General features: G+C 42.2%; 18 protein-coding genes. 8 read left to right on the forward strand and 10 right to left on the reverse strand.

Features of this window, described 5'->3' with window-relative positions:
• Window positions 1–171 precede the first annotated feature (171 nt).
• The 8 genes from ACVBIU_RS01465 to ACVBIU_RS01500 form a co-directional block, all read right to left on the reverse strand.
• A complete protein-coding gene (locus ACVBIU_RS01465) occupies window positions 172–1,533 on the reverse strand; it encodes an APC family permease (RefSeq protein WP_447162760.1) in 1,362 nt (453 codons plus the stop codon).
• 14 nt (window positions 1,534–1,547) lie between these two features.
• Window positions 1,548–2,561: a low-specificity L-threonine aldolase gene (gene ltaE / locus ACVBIU_RS01470; protein WP_447162759.1), complete on the reverse strand. Its 1,014-nt coding sequence runs from the start codon at window positions 2,559–2,561 to the stop codon at window positions 1,548–1,550.
• Window positions 2,549–3,664, reverse strand: a complete 1,116-nt coding sequence (locus ACVBIU_RS01475) for a trimethyllysine dioxygenase (RefSeq protein ID WP_447162758.1) — start codon at window positions 3,662–3,664, stop codon at window positions 2,549–2,551. The genes ltaE and ACVBIU_RS01475 overlap by 13 nt, the downstream gene beginning before the upstream one ends.
• Window positions 3,665–4,596: 932 nt before the next feature.
• On the reverse strand, window positions 4,597–5,811 hold the full coding sequence (locus ACVBIU_RS01480; RefSeq protein ID WP_447162757.1) for a GGDEF domain-containing protein: 1,215 nt from the start codon (window positions 5,809–5,811) through the stop codon (window positions 4,597–4,599).
• A 597-nt stretch (window positions 5,812–6,408) separates the two neighbouring features.
• Window positions 6,409–7,620, reverse strand: a complete 1,212-nt coding sequence (locus ACVBIU_RS01485) for a sensor histidine kinase (protein WP_447162756.1) — start codon at window positions 7,618–7,620, stop codon at window positions 6,409–6,411.
• On the reverse strand, window positions 7,617–8,315 hold the full coding sequence (locus ACVBIU_RS01490; protein WP_447159271.1) for a response regulator transcription factor: 699 nt from the start codon (window positions 8,313–8,315) through the stop codon (window positions 7,617–7,619). Before ACVBIU_RS01490 ends, ACVBIU_RS01485 begins: the two co-directional genes overlap by 4 nt.
• Window positions 8,316–8,355: 40 nt before the next feature.
• The gene (locus ACVBIU_RS01495) at window positions 8,356–8,742 is read right to left on the reverse strand and encodes a hypothetical protein (RefSeq protein WP_447162755.1); all 387 of its coding nucleotides are present in this window, start codon (window positions 8,740–8,742) and stop codon (window positions 8,356–8,358) included.
• Window positions 8,743–8,818: 76 nt separating this feature from the next.
• A complete protein-coding gene (locus tag ACVBIU_RS01500; protein ID WP_447162754.1) occupies window positions 8,819–9,373 on the reverse strand; it encodes a PepSY domain-containing protein in 555 nt (184 codons plus the stop codon).
• A 517-nt stretch (window positions 9,374–9,890) separates the two neighbouring features.
• Between ACVBIU_RS01500 and cspE the strand changes: the two genes are divergently transcribed.
• From cspE to cmoM, 8 genes are all read left to right on the forward strand, one after another.
• Window positions 9,891–10,103, forward strand: coding sequence for a transcription antiterminator/RNA stability regulator CspE (gene cspE / locus ACVBIU_RS01505; RefSeq protein WP_447159274.1), 213 nt, complete (start codon window positions 9,891–9,893; stop codon window positions 10,101–10,103).
• A 312-nt stretch (window positions 10,104–10,415) separates the two neighbouring features.
• A complete protein-coding gene (locus ACVBIU_RS01510) occupies window positions 10,416–10,823 on the forward strand; it encodes a LexA family protein (RefSeq protein ID WP_447159275.1) in 408 nt (135 codons plus the stop codon).
• A gap of 2 nt (window positions 10,824–10,825) precedes the next feature.
• Window positions 10,826–12,079, forward strand: coding sequence for a Y-family DNA polymerase (locus ACVBIU_RS01515; protein ID WP_447162753.1), 1,254 nt, complete (start codon window positions 10,826–10,828; stop codon window positions 12,077–12,079).
• Between the two features lie 147 nt (window positions 12,080–12,226).
• Window positions 12,227–13,270, forward strand: a complete 1,044-nt coding sequence (locus tag ACVBIU_RS01520; protein WP_447159277.1) for an HlyD family secretion protein — start codon at window positions 12,227–12,229, stop codon at window positions 13,268–13,270.
• Between the two features lies 1 nt (window position 13,271).
• Complete coding sequence (locus tag ACVBIU_RS01525) at window positions 13,272–14,816, forward strand: DHA2 family efflux MFS transporter permease subunit (RefSeq protein ID WP_447162752.1); 1,545 nt, start codon at window positions 13,272–13,274, stop codon at window positions 14,814–14,816.
• A gap of 490 nt (window positions 14,817–15,306) precedes the next feature.
• The gene (codB, locus tag ACVBIU_RS01530) at window positions 15,307–16,572 is read left to right on the forward strand and encodes a cytosine permease (RefSeq protein ID WP_447162751.1); all 1,266 of its coding nucleotides are present in this window, start codon (window positions 15,307–15,309) and stop codon (window positions 16,570–16,572) included.
• Window positions 16,573–16,582: 10 nt separating this feature from the next.
• On the forward strand, window positions 16,583–17,878 hold the full coding sequence (locus ACVBIU_RS01535) for a cytosine deaminase (protein WP_447162750.1): 1,296 nt from the start codon (window positions 16,583–16,585) through the stop codon (window positions 17,876–17,878).
• Window positions 17,879–18,281: 403 nt separating this feature from the next.
• Complete coding sequence (gene cmoM, locus ACVBIU_RS01540; RefSeq protein WP_447162749.1) at window positions 18,282–19,088, forward strand: tRNA uridine 5-oxyacetic acid(34) methyltransferase CmoM; 807 nt, start codon at window positions 18,282–18,284, stop codon at window positions 19,086–19,088.
• A gap of 308 nt (window positions 19,089–19,396) precedes the next feature.
• Here cmoM and ACVBIU_RS01545 read toward each other — a convergent pair whose 3' ends face one another.
• Window positions 19,397–20,035 carry a protein-disulfide isomerase gene (locus ACVBIU_RS01545; RefSeq protein WP_447159282.1) on the reverse strand — a complete coding sequence of 213 codons (639 nt, stop codon included), beginning with the start codon at window positions 20,033–20,035 and terminating at the stop codon, window positions 19,397–19,399.
• 167 nt (window positions 20,036–20,202) lie between these two features.
• On the reverse strand, window positions 20,203–21,249 hold the full coding sequence (locus ACVBIU_RS01550) for a Preprotein translocase subunit SecY (protein ID WP_447162748.1): 1,047 nt from the start codon (window positions 21,247–21,249) through the stop codon (window positions 20,203–20,205).
• Window positions 21,250–21,576: the final 327 nt, after the last annotated feature.

Genomic DNA, 21,576 nt, shown 5'->3' on the forward strand with positions numbered 1-21,576 from the left:
ATTTGAACGCTTGATAAAATGCTTACGGCCTGACGATATCGGCTTACCCAGTTGCTTAAGTTCGCAAAAGGCGCTGCAGAATAGCTGTAGCGCCTTATAATATTGGCCAATAATGAAATCGCTTAAATGAAAGTCATAATGAGAGTTATCTATCAGTGACTATTACTTTAATTAGTCTGATAGTAACTCTTCATTCATACCTGTCTCTGTCTCTGACATGGTTTTGGGTTTTCTTTGTAAGGCGTATATAGGTAAACCTAATAAAATCAGAAAGAAAGAATAAAAGACAATCTCCTGCCCTGCTCCCAAAATACAAAACAAACTATATACAAAGGTGCCAATGCCAAGAATGATGGCGCGGTTTCGTGCTGCTGATGGTTTATCCTGTTTTAAAAAGTAGAACTCTGCAATGGCACATAAGGTGTAAGCCATCAAGGTCGCTAACGTCGCCATCATCACTAAAAAAGTGAACGCGCCGATTAAGCCTTTGGTGTAATTCATTATCAATAACACCGAGACAATAGCGCCCGACACGAGTAAACCGAATGTTGGCGTGCCATTTTTAGACAAACGTTTAAAGCGCTTTGGAAATAATCCATTGCTCGCAATGGCCATCGGCATCTGTCCACACATTAAGGTATTCGCATTTAGCGATCCTAGCGTCGACAATAAAGCACCAAGGGTCACGACTAATGCGCCAACAGGACCCATTAACCGTTCTGCTGCTAACTTAAAGGGCGCGGTTGAATTTTTAAGTTCGTTTGTAGGCACCGTTAGGTTCACCGCTAAACTCACCAATATATACAAGACTAAGATAGTCAGCACTGAGGCAATGATGGCTCTTGGGATTGTTTTTTCAGGTTTAATCACATTACCCGCAGGAACGGTGGCAGATTCAATCCCTAAAAATGACCACATAACCAACATAGTGGCAGCAGATATTGCTGCGATTGGTGATAACTCTGTCGGATTGAACTCAGGTAGCATCTCCGGCTGCATATTGATTAAGCCCAATAGCGCGAGTATTAACAAGGGCACGATCTTTAAAATGGTCGTGATGACTTGAAAGGTACTACTGCCCTTAATCGAGCGAATATTTAAACCGACAATAAGCCAAATTAAGCCTAAACATGCAGCTAACCCGGCTTCATTGTGTTCTGCCAGTATCGGCACATAAGCGGATAAATAACTGATAAATGCAATGGCAACGCTTGCTACGGCAGTTAAACAGGAGATCCAATAGCACCAGCCGACAATAAATCCGGCCATAGAGCCTAAACCTGAGTCAGCGTAAATATATAAACCACCGGTTTTAGGTATTCTGGTTGCTAGCCTTGCGAATGTCAGTGCAATCAGCACCGTACCCGCGCCAGCAACCAACCAGCTACTCAATCCTAACATGCCATAAGGGGCCAATAATGTCGGCATCATAAAGATCCCCGAACCAATAGCGCAGCCTACGGCAAGGGCCCAAACGCGCCAAAACCCCATGACTCTGTGGTCTTGGGGATGTGCAGTTATATTTTGTGTCATCAGATGTCCTAGCGTTAAGCCGCTTGTTGAAATAACTCAATAATGGCTTTTAGATCATCATCATTAATATTTAAGTGGGTAACCAGTCGCATCTGCTCCCCTGAAGGCAGCAAAATATTGTTACTGGCTTCACGCTTTGCAAGGCGTTGTCTCATTGCTTCGCTAACGCTCACATATAACATGTTTGTATGGGCTTGGCCGAGAGGGATCCCTACACCGTCAATTTGTTCTAATGCCCTTGCTAATTCGTTGGCTCGCCGGTGATCTTCGCTCAAACGATTTATGTTGTTTTGTAAGGCATACAAGCCCGCAGCCGCAATAGTTCCTGCCTGGCGCATACCGCCACCTAACATTTTTCGCCAGTGCCTAGCTTCGTCGATGAACTCATTTGAGCCAACAAGTAGCGAGCCAACTGGCGCCCCTAAGCCTTTTGATAAGCATATTGAAACACTGTCAAAATCTGCGGTTAAGGCTGCAGCGCTCGTGTTACCGTCAACAACAGCATTAAACAACCTTGCGCCATCTAAATGCATGGCTAAGCCATGGCGCTCTGCTATCGCCTTAACGTCTTGAGTGTAACCGCGAGGTAAAGCGAGACCACCATGAGTGTTTTCTAAGCAAATCAACTTGGTTCTGGCATAGTGAACGTCTTTCGGTTTAATGGCTTTTTCCAGTTCGGATAGATCCATGGTTGCATCGCGTTGTAGCGTTAATGGCTGGGGTTGAATGCTCCCTAATACCGCAGCGCCGCCACCTTCGTAAAGATAGGTGTGCGCGACGCTGCCGACAATGTACTCATCACCGCGGCCACAATGAGACAGCAGTCCCATTAAGTTGCTTTGGGTGCCAGAGGGACAAAATACCGCGGCTTGTTTATTAAGTAACTCTGCAGCATATGCTTCAAGTTGCTTAACGGTAGGATCTTCACCGTAAACATCATCTCCCGTTTCGGCTGATGCCATTAACGCGCGCATGTTCAGGCAAGGCTGCGTGACGGTATCACTGCGTAAATCGATTACTCCTGCCACGGTGTTTCTCCCTTTAAGGTTAACTTTTTGCTAATGTAATCTTCTCGATTAGTGTAGCCGCCAGCGAGATGACGAAAACCGCTAAAGGCTGTGCGCGCATGAAGTACACGCCAATTATCAAACCATACCGCACGGCCAGGTTGTAATTGAAAGCTCACCTGAAACTTAGGGTCGTTAATTAAACGCTGAAACATACCATAGGCATGATAAAAAGCCTTTTGCTCACTAGCACTTAGCATAAAGGGGCTGCGATCAAAGTTATTAAAACAAATTTGTTCAAACTGGCCATTAATATCTTCGCGCACAACCTCATGCTGACCTTTTAATTGAATACCGGGCTCAATATAATGGGCTGGCACCTTAATCCTGGTCAGGACCTCATAGGCGGCTGGATCTTCATTTTTAATGGTTTGAGCAACCTTAAAGCCATCGGCAAATTGATTGAAAGCACCTTCGCCGTCAAAGGCCAAACAATGCAGTAACTGTAATCCAGGAGGATCAAGTGTATAGGTACTATCGGTATGTAGGCCTATGCCCACACTCGTGTAGGCACTGTCACTATGAGCGCCATTATTAGAAAAGTCCCATAAACTACCGAATACGGTATCTCGAATATACCCGACTTGATTGAGTAACTTTTTAGTGGCTTCCATGTCCGTTGGCATGCCCGAAAATGTGACTAAACCATATCGTTCCATACTTTCTAACACAGGTAAAAAAGCAGCATCGTTAGCCGTCACCTGTTCAAAATCAAAATCTGGGACTTGGTTTTGTAGCTCGTTAGCCCATAACTGATATGCCGGCTCTTTGACTGGCGTAAATGCCATATTAAACAGAAAGTCAGCATCAAACTCGCTCACTACATCAGCATCCAACCACTGAATGCGCAGTTGAGCGCCGTTATTAATCACTTGGAATTCTTTTAGCTCAGGGACTGCTGGTAAGGAAAAGGTGTCAACATCTCGTTGTAATGTACCGGGGTTAAGGCTAGAAGCATCGTTACTGTGATCTCTCAACCAAAATAAACTGAAGTGTGATTCTTTATTATTAGAAAATTTAATCGAAAGACTTTCATCCACACGTTTACATTCGTGAATAAACATAAAATAGATCCCTAAGTTAACCTGTCAAATAACAGTTAACACCGCAAAGAAAATAACAATCACCAAACTTAACACTAACAAGTTGCAACAATCAAGCTGTAAGCAAAGAGCTTTACCGGGAAGGTCTTAAAGCCATCTTCGGCTAATAATGTTTTCATTATGTTAAATTAAGTGGCTATCCTTTTATCCCTAGAGGCTATTCTCATTATTCTATTTTGTCAGGATCGCAATATTAAATTTCCGGCCAAGCTTGATCCGTAGAGCTAAAAACTATTTTCTTTATTAACGTTAGTCAAAATAGCTGCTGCGGACTACTCGTATTTATTTCTTTACGGGAAACATGAGATAAAATCAGTCTATAAACTCGCTCTAAAAAATCAGTTGTGACTGAACTTTTGCGCACACTTAATCACTTGCTCTCTAAGCCATTTACGGCTTGGATCGCTCGTTATTGATGAATGCCAGTACATGGCAACAATTAGCATAATGTATTTCAGTGTATAGCAACGTCTAGGACGACCAATCTAGAGCATCGCTTTTATTATTTGCACAAGTAATGTCTTGGAAATGGTATGAATACAAGCTGATTGTTTCTAACCCAGCATTGGCAAAAAATATGAAATGAAGTTTATAACTGATATGAAGTAAGTTGAGTCAAATTGAAGCAGGTAAACGGGCTAAAGGCATTACTTGGCAACAGCCAAGCAGCATAATGAACAACTAAGCCCCTAATTGTTCTGGGCTGTAGTTGTTCATTTAGTTGTAGCTTTGGTTCTAGTTTAGGTTGTAGCTTTAGTTGTATTAGCCTAACAACTTTTAACCTACTGAAAGTAACACTCGAACAAGATTGGCCTCACAGCCTTTGGGCAGGAGGTTCATCGCCGACATCATGCATGTTAAATACAATGGCAATCATTAGATTGTATATGCACTCAACTATGACGATAAATGGTGACTTTATTTCGTCCAGAGTTCTTTGACTCATAAAGCGCTTTGTCTGAAAATTGAAACGCTTCCTGCAATTTCATTTTAGATTCACAGTAAATAGCACCTATAGATATAGTAACGCCAATCTCATTTATTTTTTCACTATTGATTACACTCAATAATTTATTCGCTTTGTTATTAAATTGTTCGAAAGAAAGCTCACCATTAAAAATAACAACAAACTCCTCCCCGCCCCATCGGATTGCGAGATCAGTGGAGCGCATTGAGGATTTTATTCTATTCGCTACTTCTGATATCACAATATCACCAACAACGTGTCCATGAATATCATTGATTTTCTTAAAGTGGTCTATATCAATCAGACACATAGAGGTAACTGACATATCTTTATTCATAAACCCATCTTTACGATAGAATCCAGATAGCCTATCTATGCTGCTTTCGATATAGAATCTTCTAATGTATTGTGCAAGTAAAAAACAGCTATGTATAATTAGTGTGCATATGAAGATTGCTATGCCGCTGTATAGTAAGGAAGTCTTTATTGTTAGACCTACTTTTTTGTTTTCAGTTTTAAGCGCTAAAGATTCGTAAACAAGCGTACTTATTTTTTTACTGTCTTCATCAGAAATATCAAACCAAGTGAATTTTTCATTATTGAAATCTGAGATGAAGTCATTCAAAAAATTACTTTTCACATCAATGACCAATACGGAAAAAACGTCACCTTCTAAATATAATGGATAATAAATTGAATATAACTCTTCATTAGTGCCAGATTCTATATAAGGCCCAAAAACCCTCACGGTTTCAAAAACAGTTAAACCACTGCCTTTTAAAGTCTTTTCTATATTTTCTAATTTCAAAATACGTTCTAAGTAGTTTCCCTCCGCAAAATCCCTATCATAAAGGTGAACGTACTGCTCTCTAAATGGCTTGGGAATGACATATTCTGGATATACATTCGCGACCGTCCATAGATTGTCAGCTATGATGGGGTTTCTTTTTAATACACTAAATAGGTTATCTATATGCTTAGATAGGTCTCGAATTTTCTTATCTTGAGAACCTTTGACTATGACCCCCTGGCTTAAATCACCAGCTGGTAGAGAAATATACTCACTGTTAAGGCTGTTGACATTAAAGCGGTATATTGCATCACTAATAAAAAGGATGTTAGTTAAAAACTTACTATTCAACTCGCTCTTATTGACAGTGATAAACAAATTAACAGCACTTATAGATACAATAAAAGATAAGCAAATGCTAAGCACGTTCCTTTTTGTCATAATATTTACTATCCGGTAATGGTTATAAAAAAGTGGTCACAACTCAAAATTATTTTTCAACAAGAATCCTTTATCAAGATTTCTTTATCAAAAGTGCTTTGTTAAGAATGTTTTGTTAAAAATCTTTTATTAAGAGTTCTTTGTTAAGGGTTCTTTGTTAAGAGGTAATTGCTACATATCAATAGCTTAACGTTAATTTTAATCGATTTGCTAATCTGATAAGTCCTGTACATATTCATAAAGTCTGAATACTAGTTCAATCTTAAATTATATCATAGATTTCGCATTGTATTTTCCACTAAGAGCGAACAAGATTGCCCACTCAATATGCACAAGCAATAAAAATCCCGAACATAGGTTCGAGATTTTTCTACACATTAAGGCTGTGTTATTGCGTGGCTTTGGTAAGTGCTCTCTAATCTCCGTCACCGTTAATCGAGCTAGATTAACGTTCACTAGGTATTAGGCATTAGAAGGCAATAAGCACTTGGCATTAAGCATTAAAAATTAGACATCTTCTCTTGGCATCGTGATCATCACACCCAGACCTGGCTCACAATCATGTAAGGTAATAGTGCCGTGATGTAGGCCCGCAACCGCTTTTGCCAACGAGAGACCCAGCCCCAAGCCACCATCGGTACGGCTTTTATCGACACGATATAAACGTTCAAAAACACGCTCCCTTTCTGTTTCAGCAATACCGAGCCCATTATCTTCAACCTTGAGCCAAACCAGTGAGGCTTTATCATCCGCGCCGCAGCTGAGCTTGATCACACTGCCTGCAGAGCAATATCGCAGCGCATTTTCTATCAAGTTGGCAATTTGCTGGATCAGCAGTTCTCGATCGCCTTGGATCAGTAACGGTGATTGGGCTTTATGGATCTGCAACTGCATTGCGGCATCTTCTGCAACATCGACATAAATTTCGGCGACGGTATCAACAATCTGGGTTAAATCCGTTGTCGTGAAGCGGCTTCGTCTCGCGCCTGACTCAATTTGAGTAATGCGTAACAACGCATCAAAAATAGAAGCAAGACGTTGAGAATCAGCTAAGGCATGGTCTAACTCATTGTTAAAGCTCTGACTTTGCGCAATTGATGATGCATCAGCCTCGTCACGTAAGGTTAGTAAATTGTGCCTCAAACGCGTGATAGGCGTTTTCAGCTCGTGGGCAATATTGGACGAAATATCGCTCATCGCCGCCACAGAGCCGTCTAAACGAGAAAGCATTTCATCCACAGAGACAGATATTCTCGCCAGATCGTTATAGGTGTTTATCTCGCCCGTTCGTGCCGACAAATCACCGTCTGCCGCCGCGTTCAATACTTGCTCAATACGAGATATTCGTTGCTGACTGACACGGCTCATCGCGACAACAATGGCAATGGTAAAGAGTGATACTAAAACGCCAGCAAGAATAAAACCTGTGGTAAGCACCGCGATAATGTCGTCATCTTCAATCGGATCTTCGTCGATATCGTGTTTATCACCTGTTGCCCGTAGCTTTGATTCTTTGACTATCTCACTGTTCTGTTGACCCAGTTCATAGTCAACATAGAGAATGGTCACGCTGGCCATAAGCACAAGACTAAACAGCGACACCAGAGCAAACATCACGCCTTGCTGGATAGCAGAGCTTTTCATCCACATTGGGAGTCGATTAACGATTCGCTGAAGTGAGACTTTATTTTGCAACATATCAAGCAGTCTGCGTTTCATTTAGCCTCCTCAATATGTCGATGTTCTAACTTGTAGCCTGCGCCTCGTACGGTTTGGATCAAAGTGTCGCCAAAAGGCTTCTCTATTTTATTCCTAAGACGACTAATGTGAGTTTCGACAACGCTGGTTTGAGGATCAAAATGAATATCCCATACATGCTCAAGCAGCATAGTACGGGTGATCACGCGGCCAGGATGACGCAAGAATAATTCTAGAATACGAAACTCTTTAGGCTGTAAATCCAATAGCTTACCTTGACGTGTTGCGGTATGTTCAAACAGGTTTAATACCACATCGCCAAAAGTCAGTTGCGGTTTAGTGTCGGTTGATGTCAATCCGGACCGGCGAGAAAGAGCGCTAACACGCGCAAGCAGTTCAGAGAATGCAAATGGCTTAGTGAGATAATCATCACCTCCCGCTTCCAACCCTTGCACACGGTCATCCACCCCGCCTAAGGAGGTCAAAAATAAGATAGGTGTTCCCACTTGCGCAGCTCGAAGGGCCTTAACTAAAGACAATCCGTCTAACCCCGGCAACATGCGATCGACGATCGCCACATCAAAGTGTTCCGTCATGCATAGGGTCAACGCATATTTGCCATTTTCTGTCACCTCGACTTGATGCCCAGCTTCACGCAGCCCTTTTTCAACAAAAGTGCTCAGACTCACATCGTCTTCAACTAGTAACACTCGCATGACGGTTCTCTCTCAGATCATAGGGTAACGTCGTTGTCGCTTAAGCCGCAACGATAGGGACATTTTGTTGTTCAGTTGGCGTTGGTTCTGCCACATTAGTTGGCATCGTTTCCGCTTTATGCTGTTGCCATTTCATCATAATCACCGCTGCGATACCAGCTAATAAGCTCGCGCCCAGCGTAACCAATCCTAGTATGAAAAACAGAGAGAAAGAGGCTAAACCAATAAGTGCTTTTGGTCCATTTTCACGAAGGATTTTAAGCCCTGATGGTATGTTTGACGACGATTGTTTCGATTTGTTAAGCAACAGTTTCACTTTATTAATACAGCATTTGACACTGTTTAACCAAGACGTCGACCTTTTCGAGCAAGGCTCAGCTTCTTGGTTGGTATTTTTTGATTCAGTTGATTCAGTTGATTCAGTCATTAGATCTCCTTGGGGTCATCAAAGATCACCCCTTTTTTAACTATTCATTGTTCGGCTCAAGTGTTCAACGAGAGAATTATTTTGTCACTGCTGTTGTCAATGCATTCACTTCAGTTTCAACTTGTTTACCATTGACTGTCATCAACTTGATTTCATAACAAACATTACCGTGGTCATCATCAAGTTCAACGCTCCACGCTTTACCGCTAAATTGTATTTCTGCTTGCTTCACAACATCTGCAAACGATAAATATTGACCACTGTTCAAGCCAGATAAATACAATGCATCTTCTAATTTATCATCAGCGTCATGATCATCATTCTGACCACGATTGTCTGTTAAAATAACATCACCGGTTTGTGTGTTGATTGCGGTATAAATTTTCTCACCGTTTTTACCGATTAATTCAATTTCATAGAAAACGTGTCCCATTTTCACTTCACGCTCGGCTTCAACCGTTACGCCGCCTGTGTTGGCTTCAGCCAATGCGACAGCCTGAAGTAGAGAGACAGTGTCTTGATTAAAAGATTTAGGGGCATCACCTGCATTTGCAGAGCCAATGGCCATCATGGCGCTCAGTCCAAGCAGAGTTGAAATAGTTGTTGTTTTAAAAACTGATGTATTGTTCATGGTTAAATCCTCATTTGTTTTAATGCAGACAGGGTGTTTCCTTGTCGATGAGGCTACTTTACTTAAGACATCTTTCCGCAAGTTTTCCTGAACTATACATTTTTGTAAGGTTTCAAGGCGAAGTCATATTGCAAGAGATAGGTTTAGGCCTATTTCTCTTACCCTGACAGCTCTTCCCCTAGCCAAAGTCAATGAAGCTAAAGTCAATGAAGCTAAAGTTCAATGGAGCAATGCGGTCTAAAACGAAAATATGCATATAACTGTTAAATAAAGGTATTGCTTAAACAAGGCAAAATAAATCAAAAAAGTGCTGTACAAAAAACGCACAGCAGTTATTATATCGCTCAGTTGTTCAGAGAGTTATTAAATGCAGCATCAAGTACAAGTAAAGCTTCCACTATCAAAACCGTGTTTTGTAGCTAGACGTTTGCCTTATATTTTAGCGTAACATGATATAATTCAATAAATTAACATAGTGTTAATGTTGAACTTTTTAAAACTAAATAAGGGGCATCATATGTCTAACTCAACTACTGGTACTGTAAAATGGTTTAACGAAGACAAGGGATTCGGTTTCCTTGCTCAAGACAACGGTGGCGCTGACGTATTCGTACATTTTCGTGCTATCGCATCTGAAGGTTTCAAAACGCTTACTGAAGGTCAAAAAGTGACTTTCGAAGTAGAGCAAGGCCCAAAAGGTCCACAAGCAAGCAACGTAGTCGCTCTTTAATCAAGCGCTAATAACGTAAGCTGATATGCAAAAAAGGTCGCTAATGCGGCCTTTTTTTGTGCCTGTTATTTTGAAAAAGTTGAATAAAAATCCGCTTTATTTACGACATTAACATCCCCCATAAAAGCGGCGTTGTTGGCTTAACCACCAGAGCCCGCTCTAGCTGCAATACCGTTGCTCATACTTGGCATACCGCCCCACCTTTCGCGCGTTCAATCTGATCACACCGCTCACAGAAATCTGTCATCCTTATTGCGCAAAATCACATAAAACCACTATACTGTATAAATATACAGTTAACTATTTTTTAGCATGAACATAATTCCAATTTCAGCCAGTGCAGGCATAACAGGTTTTGAATCCCCTGCCACCGATTACAAGCAACTGCCGTTAAGTCTTGATGAATTACTGATTGAGCATCCGAGCTCGACCTTTATTGGCCATGCTTGTGGTGACTCTATGCAGGGGGTCGGCATATTCGATGGCGACATTTTAATAGTCGATAGGCATGTTGATGTGCGTAATCAAGACGTTATCGTGGCAAATTTTAACGGTTCATTTGTTTGTAAGATTATTGATAAGGTGAACAGATTGCTGTTATCTGCCAATGAATCTCACATGAGCACGCCTATCCTCGAGCACGACACTTTTAGTGTTGAAGGCGTGGTGATCCGCTCTATTCGCTGCCATCGTAAAAGCCCAATTCTAGAGAACGACTAACCATGTATGCGCTTGTCGATGCGAATTCTTTTTATTGCAGCGCTGAGCAGGTTTTTAGACCTGACTGGCGTAACCGCCCTATCATAGTGCTAAGTAATAACGATGGCTGCATTGTTGCGGCTAACAGGTTGGCAAAAGAGGCTGGAATTAACAAGTTCGGTCCTTACTTTGAAGCGCAAAAACTGTGTGAGCAAAAAGGTGTTATCGCTTTATCTTCAAACTACGAGCTTTATGGCTCGCTATCTACTGCAATGATGGAAGTGATTGGCCGTTTTGCTCCTGAGCAGCATATTTATAGTATCGATGAGTCATTCTTATCGTTTAAGCACTGTTACCCCGCTATCCCTTGTTTAACTGAGCATGCGATGAAGATAAGGCGCGCAGTTTGGAAGGAAACACGGCTTCCAGTCTGTGTTGGGATTGGCTCGACGCTAACTCTGGCTAAGGTCGCCAATCACGCAGCTAAGAAAATACCCGGTTATAAAGGTGTTTGCGCCATTACCTGTGATGAACAGCGCATTTCAATTTTAAAGACTATGAAAACTGACGATGTATGGGGGGTTGGCAGACGTATATCTAACAGACTTGCGCTGATGAATATTCACAGTGCTTTTGCCTTGTCGCAGATGAAAGTCGGTATCGCAAGCAAGCAATTTAGCATCGAGCTTGAGCGCACCGTGAGAGAGTTAAATGGCGAAGTGTGCAAAAATTGGGATGAGGCTCGTGCTGACAAGCAACAGATCTTTTCTACCCGCAGTGTTGGTAACCGAATAACCGACTTAACATCATTGTGTCAGGCGTTAAGCAAGCATGCATCAACCGCGGCAGCCAAAGCGAGGGCTCAAGGCTCACTCTGTAAAAGCATGTTAATTTTCGCTTCTAATTCCCCTTTTGATGAGCAGCCTAGCGGTTTTAAGTTTGTGTATCATTTTGCTTATCCAACGAATGACACGTGTGAATTGATAGAAGCTGCAACACGCGCGGCTATCGTCAGATTCAACTCCTCTATTCGTTATTACAAAATCGGCGTTGGACTGATTAATCTATGTAGTGAGGCAAACTTGCAGCAGGACTTGTTCGAAAGCAGCAGAAACCCCAATAGAATGCAGGTATTAGATAGCATTAATGCTAAATATGGCACAGATTCTCTGTTTTTAGCAGCTCAGGGCATATCGCAGAAATGGGGAATGCGCAGAGAGATGCTAACACCTCAATACACCACTCGCTGGAAAGACATCCCTATCATTAAGTGTTGATGGGGACTTTCTAAATTTTTTTAACGACTTACATTGTTACTGAAACAAACTAGGACTAGTATTTGTTGAGACGAATGAACGCCTTGAAGCGTTATGAGTCTTCACCCCCTTCTCGACGACTGTCGAATAACCGGACTGGTTAACATTATGAGCGAAAATTCAACACAAGCACCATCCCATCTAGTACGTAATCTTATTCTTGCAGCCGTAGTGCTCGCAGTACTTGTTACTCTGAGTTATTTCTATATTCAACATCAAAAAAACTATCCGAGCACAGATGACTCTTATGTGCATGCCAATATTATCTACATCGCTCCACAAGTCAGCGGCAAAGTCGTCAGTGTTAATGCATCTGATTATCAAAAGATTAGTCAAGGTGACTTATTGGTGCAGATCGACCCTGCTCCCTTTCAAGCTAAACTAGATGAAGCTCGCGCAGCCTATGAAATGGCGCTGCAAAATAATGCGGCAACCGATGATGCCATACTTGCTGCGAGTGCCAATGTTAAAAGTGCCGTCGCTCAATTATCTGATGCTCAGGTAACCTATAAACGTATTAAAGACTTAGTCGATAAAGAGTTGTTGCCTGCTCAGCAACTTGACGACTCGCGTGCCAAGCTATCGGCAGCTGAACAGAGTGTTATCGCCGCGCGGGCAACCATGGCTCAACTGATCAAATCTCAAGGTGCGCACGGTAATGCTGCGCCAGAAGTGAAAAAAGCGGCTGCAGCACTGAGTCAGGCAAGTTTATCGCTTTCATACACTAATATTTTCGCGCCTAAAAACGGCATTTTAGGTAAATTAAGTGCTCATGCTGGTAGCGTTGTATCTCCAGGGCAAGCGCTTGTGCCTTTAGTTGTTGATAACACGTATTGGGTTCAAGCTAATTTTAAAGAAACCCAACTTGAACGATTGACCGCAGGCCAGAGTGCAACAATCACCCTAGACCTTTACCCTAAGGTGGATTATCACGGCACAATTGAAGCCATTTCACCGGCCAGTGGCGCTTCCTTTACGCTGTTGCCGCCTGAAAATGCCACGGGAAACTGGGTTAAAGTGCCACAACGTTTCCCTGTGTTAATTCGCCTCTCTAACGAAAGTGAGCATCCTGACTTTCCACTACGTGTGGGTGCAAGTGCTAACGTAACCATTGATACGATTGATAGCCAACCAAAGCATCAAGAGAAGTAACATGAGCGATAATTCAGAGAAAATGCCTAATACTGATGACAGTCAGGTATTGAGTGAAAGCAGCCGCAAACTCGTCACGTTAGCGGTAATGCTATCTGCCATCATGGTATTGCTTGATATGACCATCGCCAATGTTGCCTTACCGCATATGATGGGGGCATTGGGGGTCACGTCTGATCAAATTACCTGGGTACTGACCTCTTATTCTATGGCTGAAGCGATATTTATTCCGCTAGCCAGTTTCCTCGCGCTTAAATTTGGTGTGCGTAATCTACTGTTGGTTTCAGTGAGTGGCTTTATGATCAGCTCTGCACTTTGTGGACAAGCAGATAGCATTGCTGAAATGGTCACCTTTAGGGTGATGCAAGGAGCATTTGGGGCTTCGGTTATCCCACTGTCTCAGTCAATAATGGTGCAGATCTATCCCGCAAGCCAACGTGGTAAAGCCATGGCACTGTTTAGTGTCGGGATATTACTAGGGCCTATTTTAGGGCCGACACTGGGTGGCGTTATTACCGAGAATATGAATTGGCGCTGGATTTTTTATGTGAACCTCCCCGTTGGCGCTGTCTGCCTTACGCTGATTTACTTATTTGTTAAGCTCGGTGGTAAAGGTAAACCTAAAATTGATTGGCCAATCGTCATCGCAATGACCATTGGTATTGGTTTGTTGCAGATGGTGCTCGACCGAGGGAATCAAGAGTCCTGGTTTGAGTCTAATACCATCTTGTTTGCCACCATTATTAGCGTAATTGCGATAGTTTTCTTTGTCGCGCGCTCTTTTATTACTAAGAGTGATATTGCACCAGTGTGGTTGTTACGCGATCGTAACCTTGCTATGTCATGCCTTGTGATGGCGGGTTTCTCAATGGGGATGTTTGGCATTACTCAGCTGCAACCCATGATGCTGGAACAGCTATTGAATTATCCGGTTGAAACAACAGGTTTTGCAATGGCACCAAGGGGCCTAGCCTCTGCAATTGTTTTGCTAGGAATGGCACGTTATATGGACAAAATCGATGCAAGGCTGCTTATTACTGTTGGCCTATCGCTTAATGCCCTTGGCACCTATTTGATGACTCAGTATTCACTTGAAATTGATATTTACTGGATTTTACTGCCGAGTATTATACAAGGTGCGGGAATGGGATTGGTTTTTGCACCGTTAAGTCAGCTGGCCTATGCAACCCTATCACCGAAAGAAACGATTAGTGGTGCTGTGGTGTTTAATTTGTGCCGAACTATTGGTGGCTCTTTCGGCATATCTATCGTTAATACCTATTTCTCGCGGATCCAGCAACAAGAGTGGAACCAGTTAGGCGGCGCTCTTTCGCCAAGTAACCCTGTTTTACAGAACGCGGCGCAGATGCAAGGTACTACGATCACTGACCCGTCATTTATAGCCCAACTGCAGAATATACTGCAGCAGCAATCAACATTAACGGCGTTCGTGTATACGTTCGGTTTTTTACTGGTCTCCTACTTATGTTTAATTCCGCTACTGGCTTTATTTAAACCTAAGCCCAAAATTGAATCGGCACCATAACTCAATTCACATTTTCTAACTATGCTGGCAGTTTAAAATAATAAGCTAAGCGTTCTATCAGAGGACGCTTAGCTTTTATTATTTAGTCTTATATGTCGAGAATCCAGGCTTCACTTCGATAACACTAGGGTGATGATTAATTTACGCTCGATAAATGGATTTATATCAGCCTACTTTTTACGTTTAAGCTTTTGATACAAACTTCGACATAAGTTAACGCCCCCGCTCTAGGCGGTCTGCCATTAACATTTTGTATTGTTATCCGCCTCATTTCACATCGCTCTACAACTAAGCATTAGCTTTATTTATACGGCTTGATTACGTTTGTTTTTATTTATTAGATTCGCTTCTATATTTGCTTGACTCTGCGTCAACAATCACTAAACTACGCGCCGTTTGCCTGATGTGCAACTGCTGTAGCCCTGTATTGGCGTAGCTTTTTCGTTTTAGGTAAGCCGTGTATTTTCTTTATTTAATCCAAGGACAATAAATGGCAAGCGATAATAATTATAGTTTAACCCCGGTACCGATATCGGCACGTAAAGGGGTGCTTTCTCTAACAATGGTGATGTTAGGGTTAACCTTTTTTTCAGCAAGTATGTGGACAGGAGGAACACTCGGCACTGGCCTCTCCTTTAATGATTTTGTTCTCGCAGTTCTCATTGGTAATTTAATTCTCGGTATTTACACTTCGTTTCTTGGTTACATCGGCGCTCAATCTGGTCTTTCGACTCATCTCCTCGCTCGTTACTCTTTCGGTTTAAAAGGTTCTTGGTTACCCTCGCTACTTCTCGGTGGCACTCAAGTTGGTTGGTTTGGTGTTGGCGTTGCTATGTTTGCTATCCCAGTCCAAAAAGCCACAGGCATCGACACTAATCTGCTTATCATTATCTCGGGTCTATTAATGACCATCACAGTTTACTTCGGTATCGGCGCGATTATGATTTTATCCGCCATAGCAGTTCCTGCAATCGCACTATTTGGTGGTTTCTCAGTAGTTCAAGCGGTTGATACCATGGGCGGGATGCAAGGTTTAATGGCTGTTGAGCCACAAAATCCAATTGATTTTAATACCGCCTTGGTTTTGGTTGTTGGCTCGTTCATTTCAGCTGGCACACTGACTGCAGATTTTGTTCGCTTTGGTAAGAACCCAAAAACTGCCGTGTTTGTCACTATGTTTGCCTTCTTCGTGGGTAACTCACTGATGTTTATCTTTGGCGCTGCAGGCGCGGCGGCAACAGGCCAAGCCGATATTTCAGAGGTGATGATTGCACAAGGCTTGTTGATCCCAGCGATTATCATCTTAGGCTTAAATATTTGGACCACTAACGATAATGCGCTATATGCTTCAGGCCTTGGTTTTGCAAACATTACCGGCTTACCGAGTAAATACTTATCGATTTTTAACGGCATAATCGGCACCCTGTGTGCACTATGGTTATATAATAACTTCGTCGGTTGGCTAACCTTCTTGTCTGCGGCAATCCCGCCGATTGGTGGCATTATTATCGCCGACTACCTTCGAAACCGCGAAAAATACAAAGACTTTGCCAATGCCAAGTTTGCGACTGTCAACTGGGCTGCGATTAGCGGCGTCATGATAGGCGTACTGGCAGGCCATTTGTTACCTGGCATAGTGCCAATTAATGCTGTGCTTGCTGGCGCCTTCAGCTATCTATTAATAGATGAAGTTCAGGTTCGTATAGGCAAACAGAATTTAGTTAAATCAGATTGTAAAAATGCTACCAATGCATAAGGAAAACTCCATGTCATCAGCAAATATGTTGATCAAAAACGTATCGCTAAGCGGTAAAGAAGGCCTTTATCAACTACTCATTGAAGGTGGTCAGTTTAAAGCGATTGTGCCAATGGCTGATAGCATTGAGCTGCCAAGCTCTGCGTCATTAGAGATCATCGATGGCGAAGGCGGTATGGCTGTAGCTCCTTTTTGTGAGCCTCATGTCCACTTAGATACAACGCAAACCGCTGGTGAGCCAAGCTGGAATATTTCAGGCACCTTGTTCGAAGGTATCGAGCGTTGGTCTGAGCGTAAATCTATGCTGTCTATCGAAGACGTTAAGTCTCGCGCTAAGCAAACACTAAAGTGGCAAATAGCCAACGGTATTCAACATGTTCGTACTCACGTTGATGTGTCTGATCCAACCTTGATTGCACTTAAAGCTATGCTTGAAGTGAAAGAAGAGATGAAAGACTGGGTCGATATCCAGATTGTGGCTTTCCCGCAAGAAGGTATTTTGTCTTACCCTAACGGTAAAGAGCTGCTAGAAGAAGCCGTTAAACTTGGCGCGGATGTGATTGGCGCAATCCCCCACTTTGAATTTACCCGAGAATACGGCGTTGAGTCATTGCATTATGTATTTGAGCTAGCGCGTAAATACGGCCGCCTTATCGATGTGCATTGTGATGAGATTGATGATGAGCAGTCGCGCTTTGTGGAAACCGTTGCAGCCCTTGCCCATAAGTATCAAATGGGCGAGCGCGTAACGGCGAGTCACACCACGGCGATGCATTCATATAATGGTGCTTATGCGTCGCGTCTGTTCCGCTTACTTGGTATGTCGGGCATTAACTTTGTCGCTAACCCGCTGGTTAATATCCACTTGCAAGGTCGCTTTGACGATTACCCTAAGCGCCGTGGTATTACCCGTGTGAAAGAGATGCTCGCCGCTGACATTAATGTTTGTTTCGGTCACGACGATATTTTCGATCCTTGGTATCCGCTCGGTACAGCTAACATGTTGCAGGTGCTGCACATGGGTCTACATGTTTGCCAAATCATGGGTTACGATCAAATCAACAACTCGCTTGAGCTTATCACCAGCAAGTCTGCCCGTACGCTAAATATTCAAGATCAGTATGGGATTGAACTTGGCAAGCCTGGTAACTTGCTCGTTCTACCTGCCGACAATGGATTTGATGCGGTTCGCCGTCAGGTTCCTGTTCGTTATTCAATACGCCAAGGTAAGGTGCTGGCTGAAACTCAAATTGCCACCACGCAGATCCATTTGGCTGAATTAGAGAATGTGACCTTCCGTCGTTAAACAGTATAACCTCAGTTTCAGACCATTGAAGTTATCATCACAAGTGGTTCAAGATTGTAAAAAACGGCTAAGCTAACCAGCTTAGCCGTTTTTTATCTGCAAGTGTTGCATTAAAAATGCTTGAAACCATTAGCTGTAGAGTTAAACCCCGAAGTGAATCCATAATCACGTTTTATGCAAAATAAGAAATATAACCTCGGGAATTTTTGATACCTTCATTCAGCTATCTGCATATCTAGTCGTCACGGTTTCAGTCTTCGTATGCAAAACCAAGTTAATACCCTTCTCTTCCACGTCTTTACAAAGCTTTAGATTATACTGATGGTAGTGTGATTTTCATTTCTATGATTTGATTTTTATGCAAGCTATGAGAAAATCCGCGCCCACGTAATGTAGCCGCAAAATGATGACCCAAGTGATAGAAGATAGAAATTTTGATGATTTAGCTCATAAGTTTGCCGCCAGTATTTACGGCACCGCTAAAGGCGAAATAAGGCAAACCGTTGTTTGGCAAGATATTGAACAGATCTTGTTGATGCTATCTAACGATAAATCGGCCAATACCGCGAGTGAGCTCAGTGTGCTTGATGCGGGCGGGGGTCTAGCGCAACTATCACAAAAAATTGCAGCACTTGGCCATAATGTCAGCCTATGCGATCTATCAAGTGAAATGCTCACTCTGGCTAAGCAAGATATTAGTGGCAATCAGCTGTTGGATAAGTACCAGTTTATTCATAGCCCAGTGCAAAACATTGCTGAGCACTTACAAGCTCCTGTCGATTTAATCCTGTTTCATGCGGTGATGGAGTGGTTAGCGGAGCCGATTCAGGCGTTATCGACACTGTGTGAGCAGGTCAAACCTGGCGGCATTATTTCGGTGATGTTTTATAACTATAATGGTCTGCTATTTAAGAATTTAATCTGTGGCAACCTTAACCATATTGAAAAAGGGATGCCCCACCGTAAACGGTTTAAGTTACAACCTCAGCAGGGAATAAAGCCAGAATTGGTATATGGATGCCTTGAGCAAGCGGGTTTTAATATTTTGGGGAAAACCGGCGTTAGAACCTTTCATGACTATATGCAAAACCATGATATGGGAGACTTTAGTTTTGAGCAGATTGTTGCCATGGAGCAGAAGCTATGTCGTCAAGAGCCATTTTTATCGTTAGGCCGCTATATTCATGTTTATGCACAAAAATGGGTATAAAAATAGCACTATTAATCCCCGTTTAACCTTGTGTTGATAAAATAACCGTGACAAAAGTTGGAGCAAAAGTATCACAAGAGGTGCTTTATGTTTATTGGTACAGGGTTAACATTGAAATGGCTAGGGCTGGTGATCTTTTATATTGTGCTCATAAGGATCTGCTCTAAATAAGTCACTTTATGCGGTGATGATTATGCAGTAATGGTTTAGAGTAACCGCTTGAATGGCTATAAAATCGCGCTAACAATAACTCACTGTTAGCGCTTTAGCGCAATTACACTATCCGCATTTAACTATCGCAAGGCGGCCTAACTTAACGCTGCTAACTCTTTTTGTACCGCTATCACGACATCTTCAGGTTTAGCTAAATACTGTGAGTGATCGATAAAGATAGCATCATCACCATAAGTCAGCACGAGTACAGGAAACGCCGATGTTCCAATGGCCTCTCCTATGTCAGCAATCCCCGCCAACACACTTTCAGCTTCGTGGCTGATAACATCTTTAAAAACTTTATTAGAAGGCGAAAGCTTGTATTGTGCAATGATAGGCTCGAAATCTTCTCTAGAATTTAATGGATTGCCAGTAACAAAGTGTTGCTTTTGCAGTGCTTGTAGCAATTCAAACTCTTTATCAGCCTGTTTAGACTGAGCCCAAGACATGAAGTTAGCGCTCTTGATTGAGTTAACTTTAGTGCTGACTTGTTTTACGTAGTCATCACCAAAAACGACTGGACTGATAGCGCGAACTTGCGAGACCTGATCCTTTTTAGGGGCATCTTTGCCATTATAGTGGGCACAATGTAGTAAATGAATTTCAGTAAAATCAAAAGCATTAATCAGTTCAGCAGCGATAGGTGTAACTGCATAGCTCCATGGACAATGAGAGTCGTAGATAAAATAAAGCGTTAAAGATTCGTTGTGAGTATTTGTCTGATTGGCTGGCATTGACGATGATCTTGTTCATATATTCTGTAATGCCGATCCTAAGGGCTTTATTGTTTTTATTCAAACAGCAATCTTGTTTATCTGGAACATTTTTATAAAAAGGGCATAAAAAAAGGAAGTAACTTGTCAGATACTTCCTTTTCGCCTGAAATAGCTCGTTATTACGATTATATGGCTTCTGGTTCTAAGACCGGGTTGACACCTTGCCATTGAAAATGATTATTTGGTTTTTTAGTCACTATGCCTTCACTAAACATTTTACTGAAAATGTCATCAACCTCTTCAGCACTGATCTTCAAGTACTGACTCACCGCGCGTTTACTGCAATTAACTCGATTTGCACCTAATGCATCGATTACTTGCTCATAAGTCGACTTAGCTTCTGGCTCGTTGAGTTGTTTAGGCTCAAACAGAGGAATAAAACCGGTTTCATCACTATGTAATCGTCTATAAGCATCTAGCGTAATAGGTTCAAGTTGCGCCGATTGTTGTTTAAATCGTTGTCGAAAACGATTTTCTTCACCAATTAGCCCCACAAAAAATGCGGCAAAGAAATCCAATAAAATGGATAAGAACACCACTAATCCAAGCTGCGCTGTCTCAGCTTTAATATTCAATGACATTGCTAGACTTTCAATTAAGCCAACAATCGAACCTTGGCTTACAACCGGGATGCTGTCTCTCTGGATGGCTAGCTGTTGTTGCTGCTCACGTAATTTATTGTTCTCTTTTTGAATTCGCATCACACCGGTAGCAATTCGCTCCATCTGGATGTACTTTTCAGCGGCAACATTGTTAAGTGCAATCTGCTTGTCGATAGCATCGATTTGCATATTAAAGGCATTAGCCTTGCTCTGCTGCACATGAACATGTTCTTGGGCCTTGTTCGTGGCGCTGTTGATCCCGCCAATAGAACCGCCAATAGAGATGGCAGCCAACACGGCATAAAAGCCAAGCGCTGAAAACATGCCAATAAAGTTCTTCCTAGAGTAACGTTCACCGACTTCATACCACGCAAAGAATTTACCGAGTTCAAAAATGACGGCTAATCCACCAAATAACAACTGCATGACAGGATCATCATCAATTGAAAGAAACAGTAATAATGAAAAGATAATCGAGGCTAAGATAGATGCGCCCGTGAAGCTGTAAACACTCCACATAGCAAACTTGCCTTTTGGAAAACGAACTGCGTGATTTTGATTGTAAAGCATAGTGGACTTCTAATATTAGACTTATAAGTGAAAATAGGAAGGAAACTCTGAGTATGTATTACTTGAGAATATAAGCGTTTAGCTTACACTAATTCAGACTAATTCTCTTCAACTAACTTAGTTACTAGAATCTTATGCGCAATATTCAGCCGGATATTAAATTTATGCTAATTCAATGTTTGAATTCAGATGATTAACTGGCAAGTTGTACCGCTTATGTCGAGAATTTAGGAGTAAACGTACAAGCCTTTATATTAATTTGGTTCAATCTATCGTTTTTCCAAAGTTAAATGAGTCAGAGTTAAGTTCGTTCATTGGTAAATTAGT

The sequence above is a fragment of the Shewanella sp. 30m-14 genome (assembly GCF_052977125.1).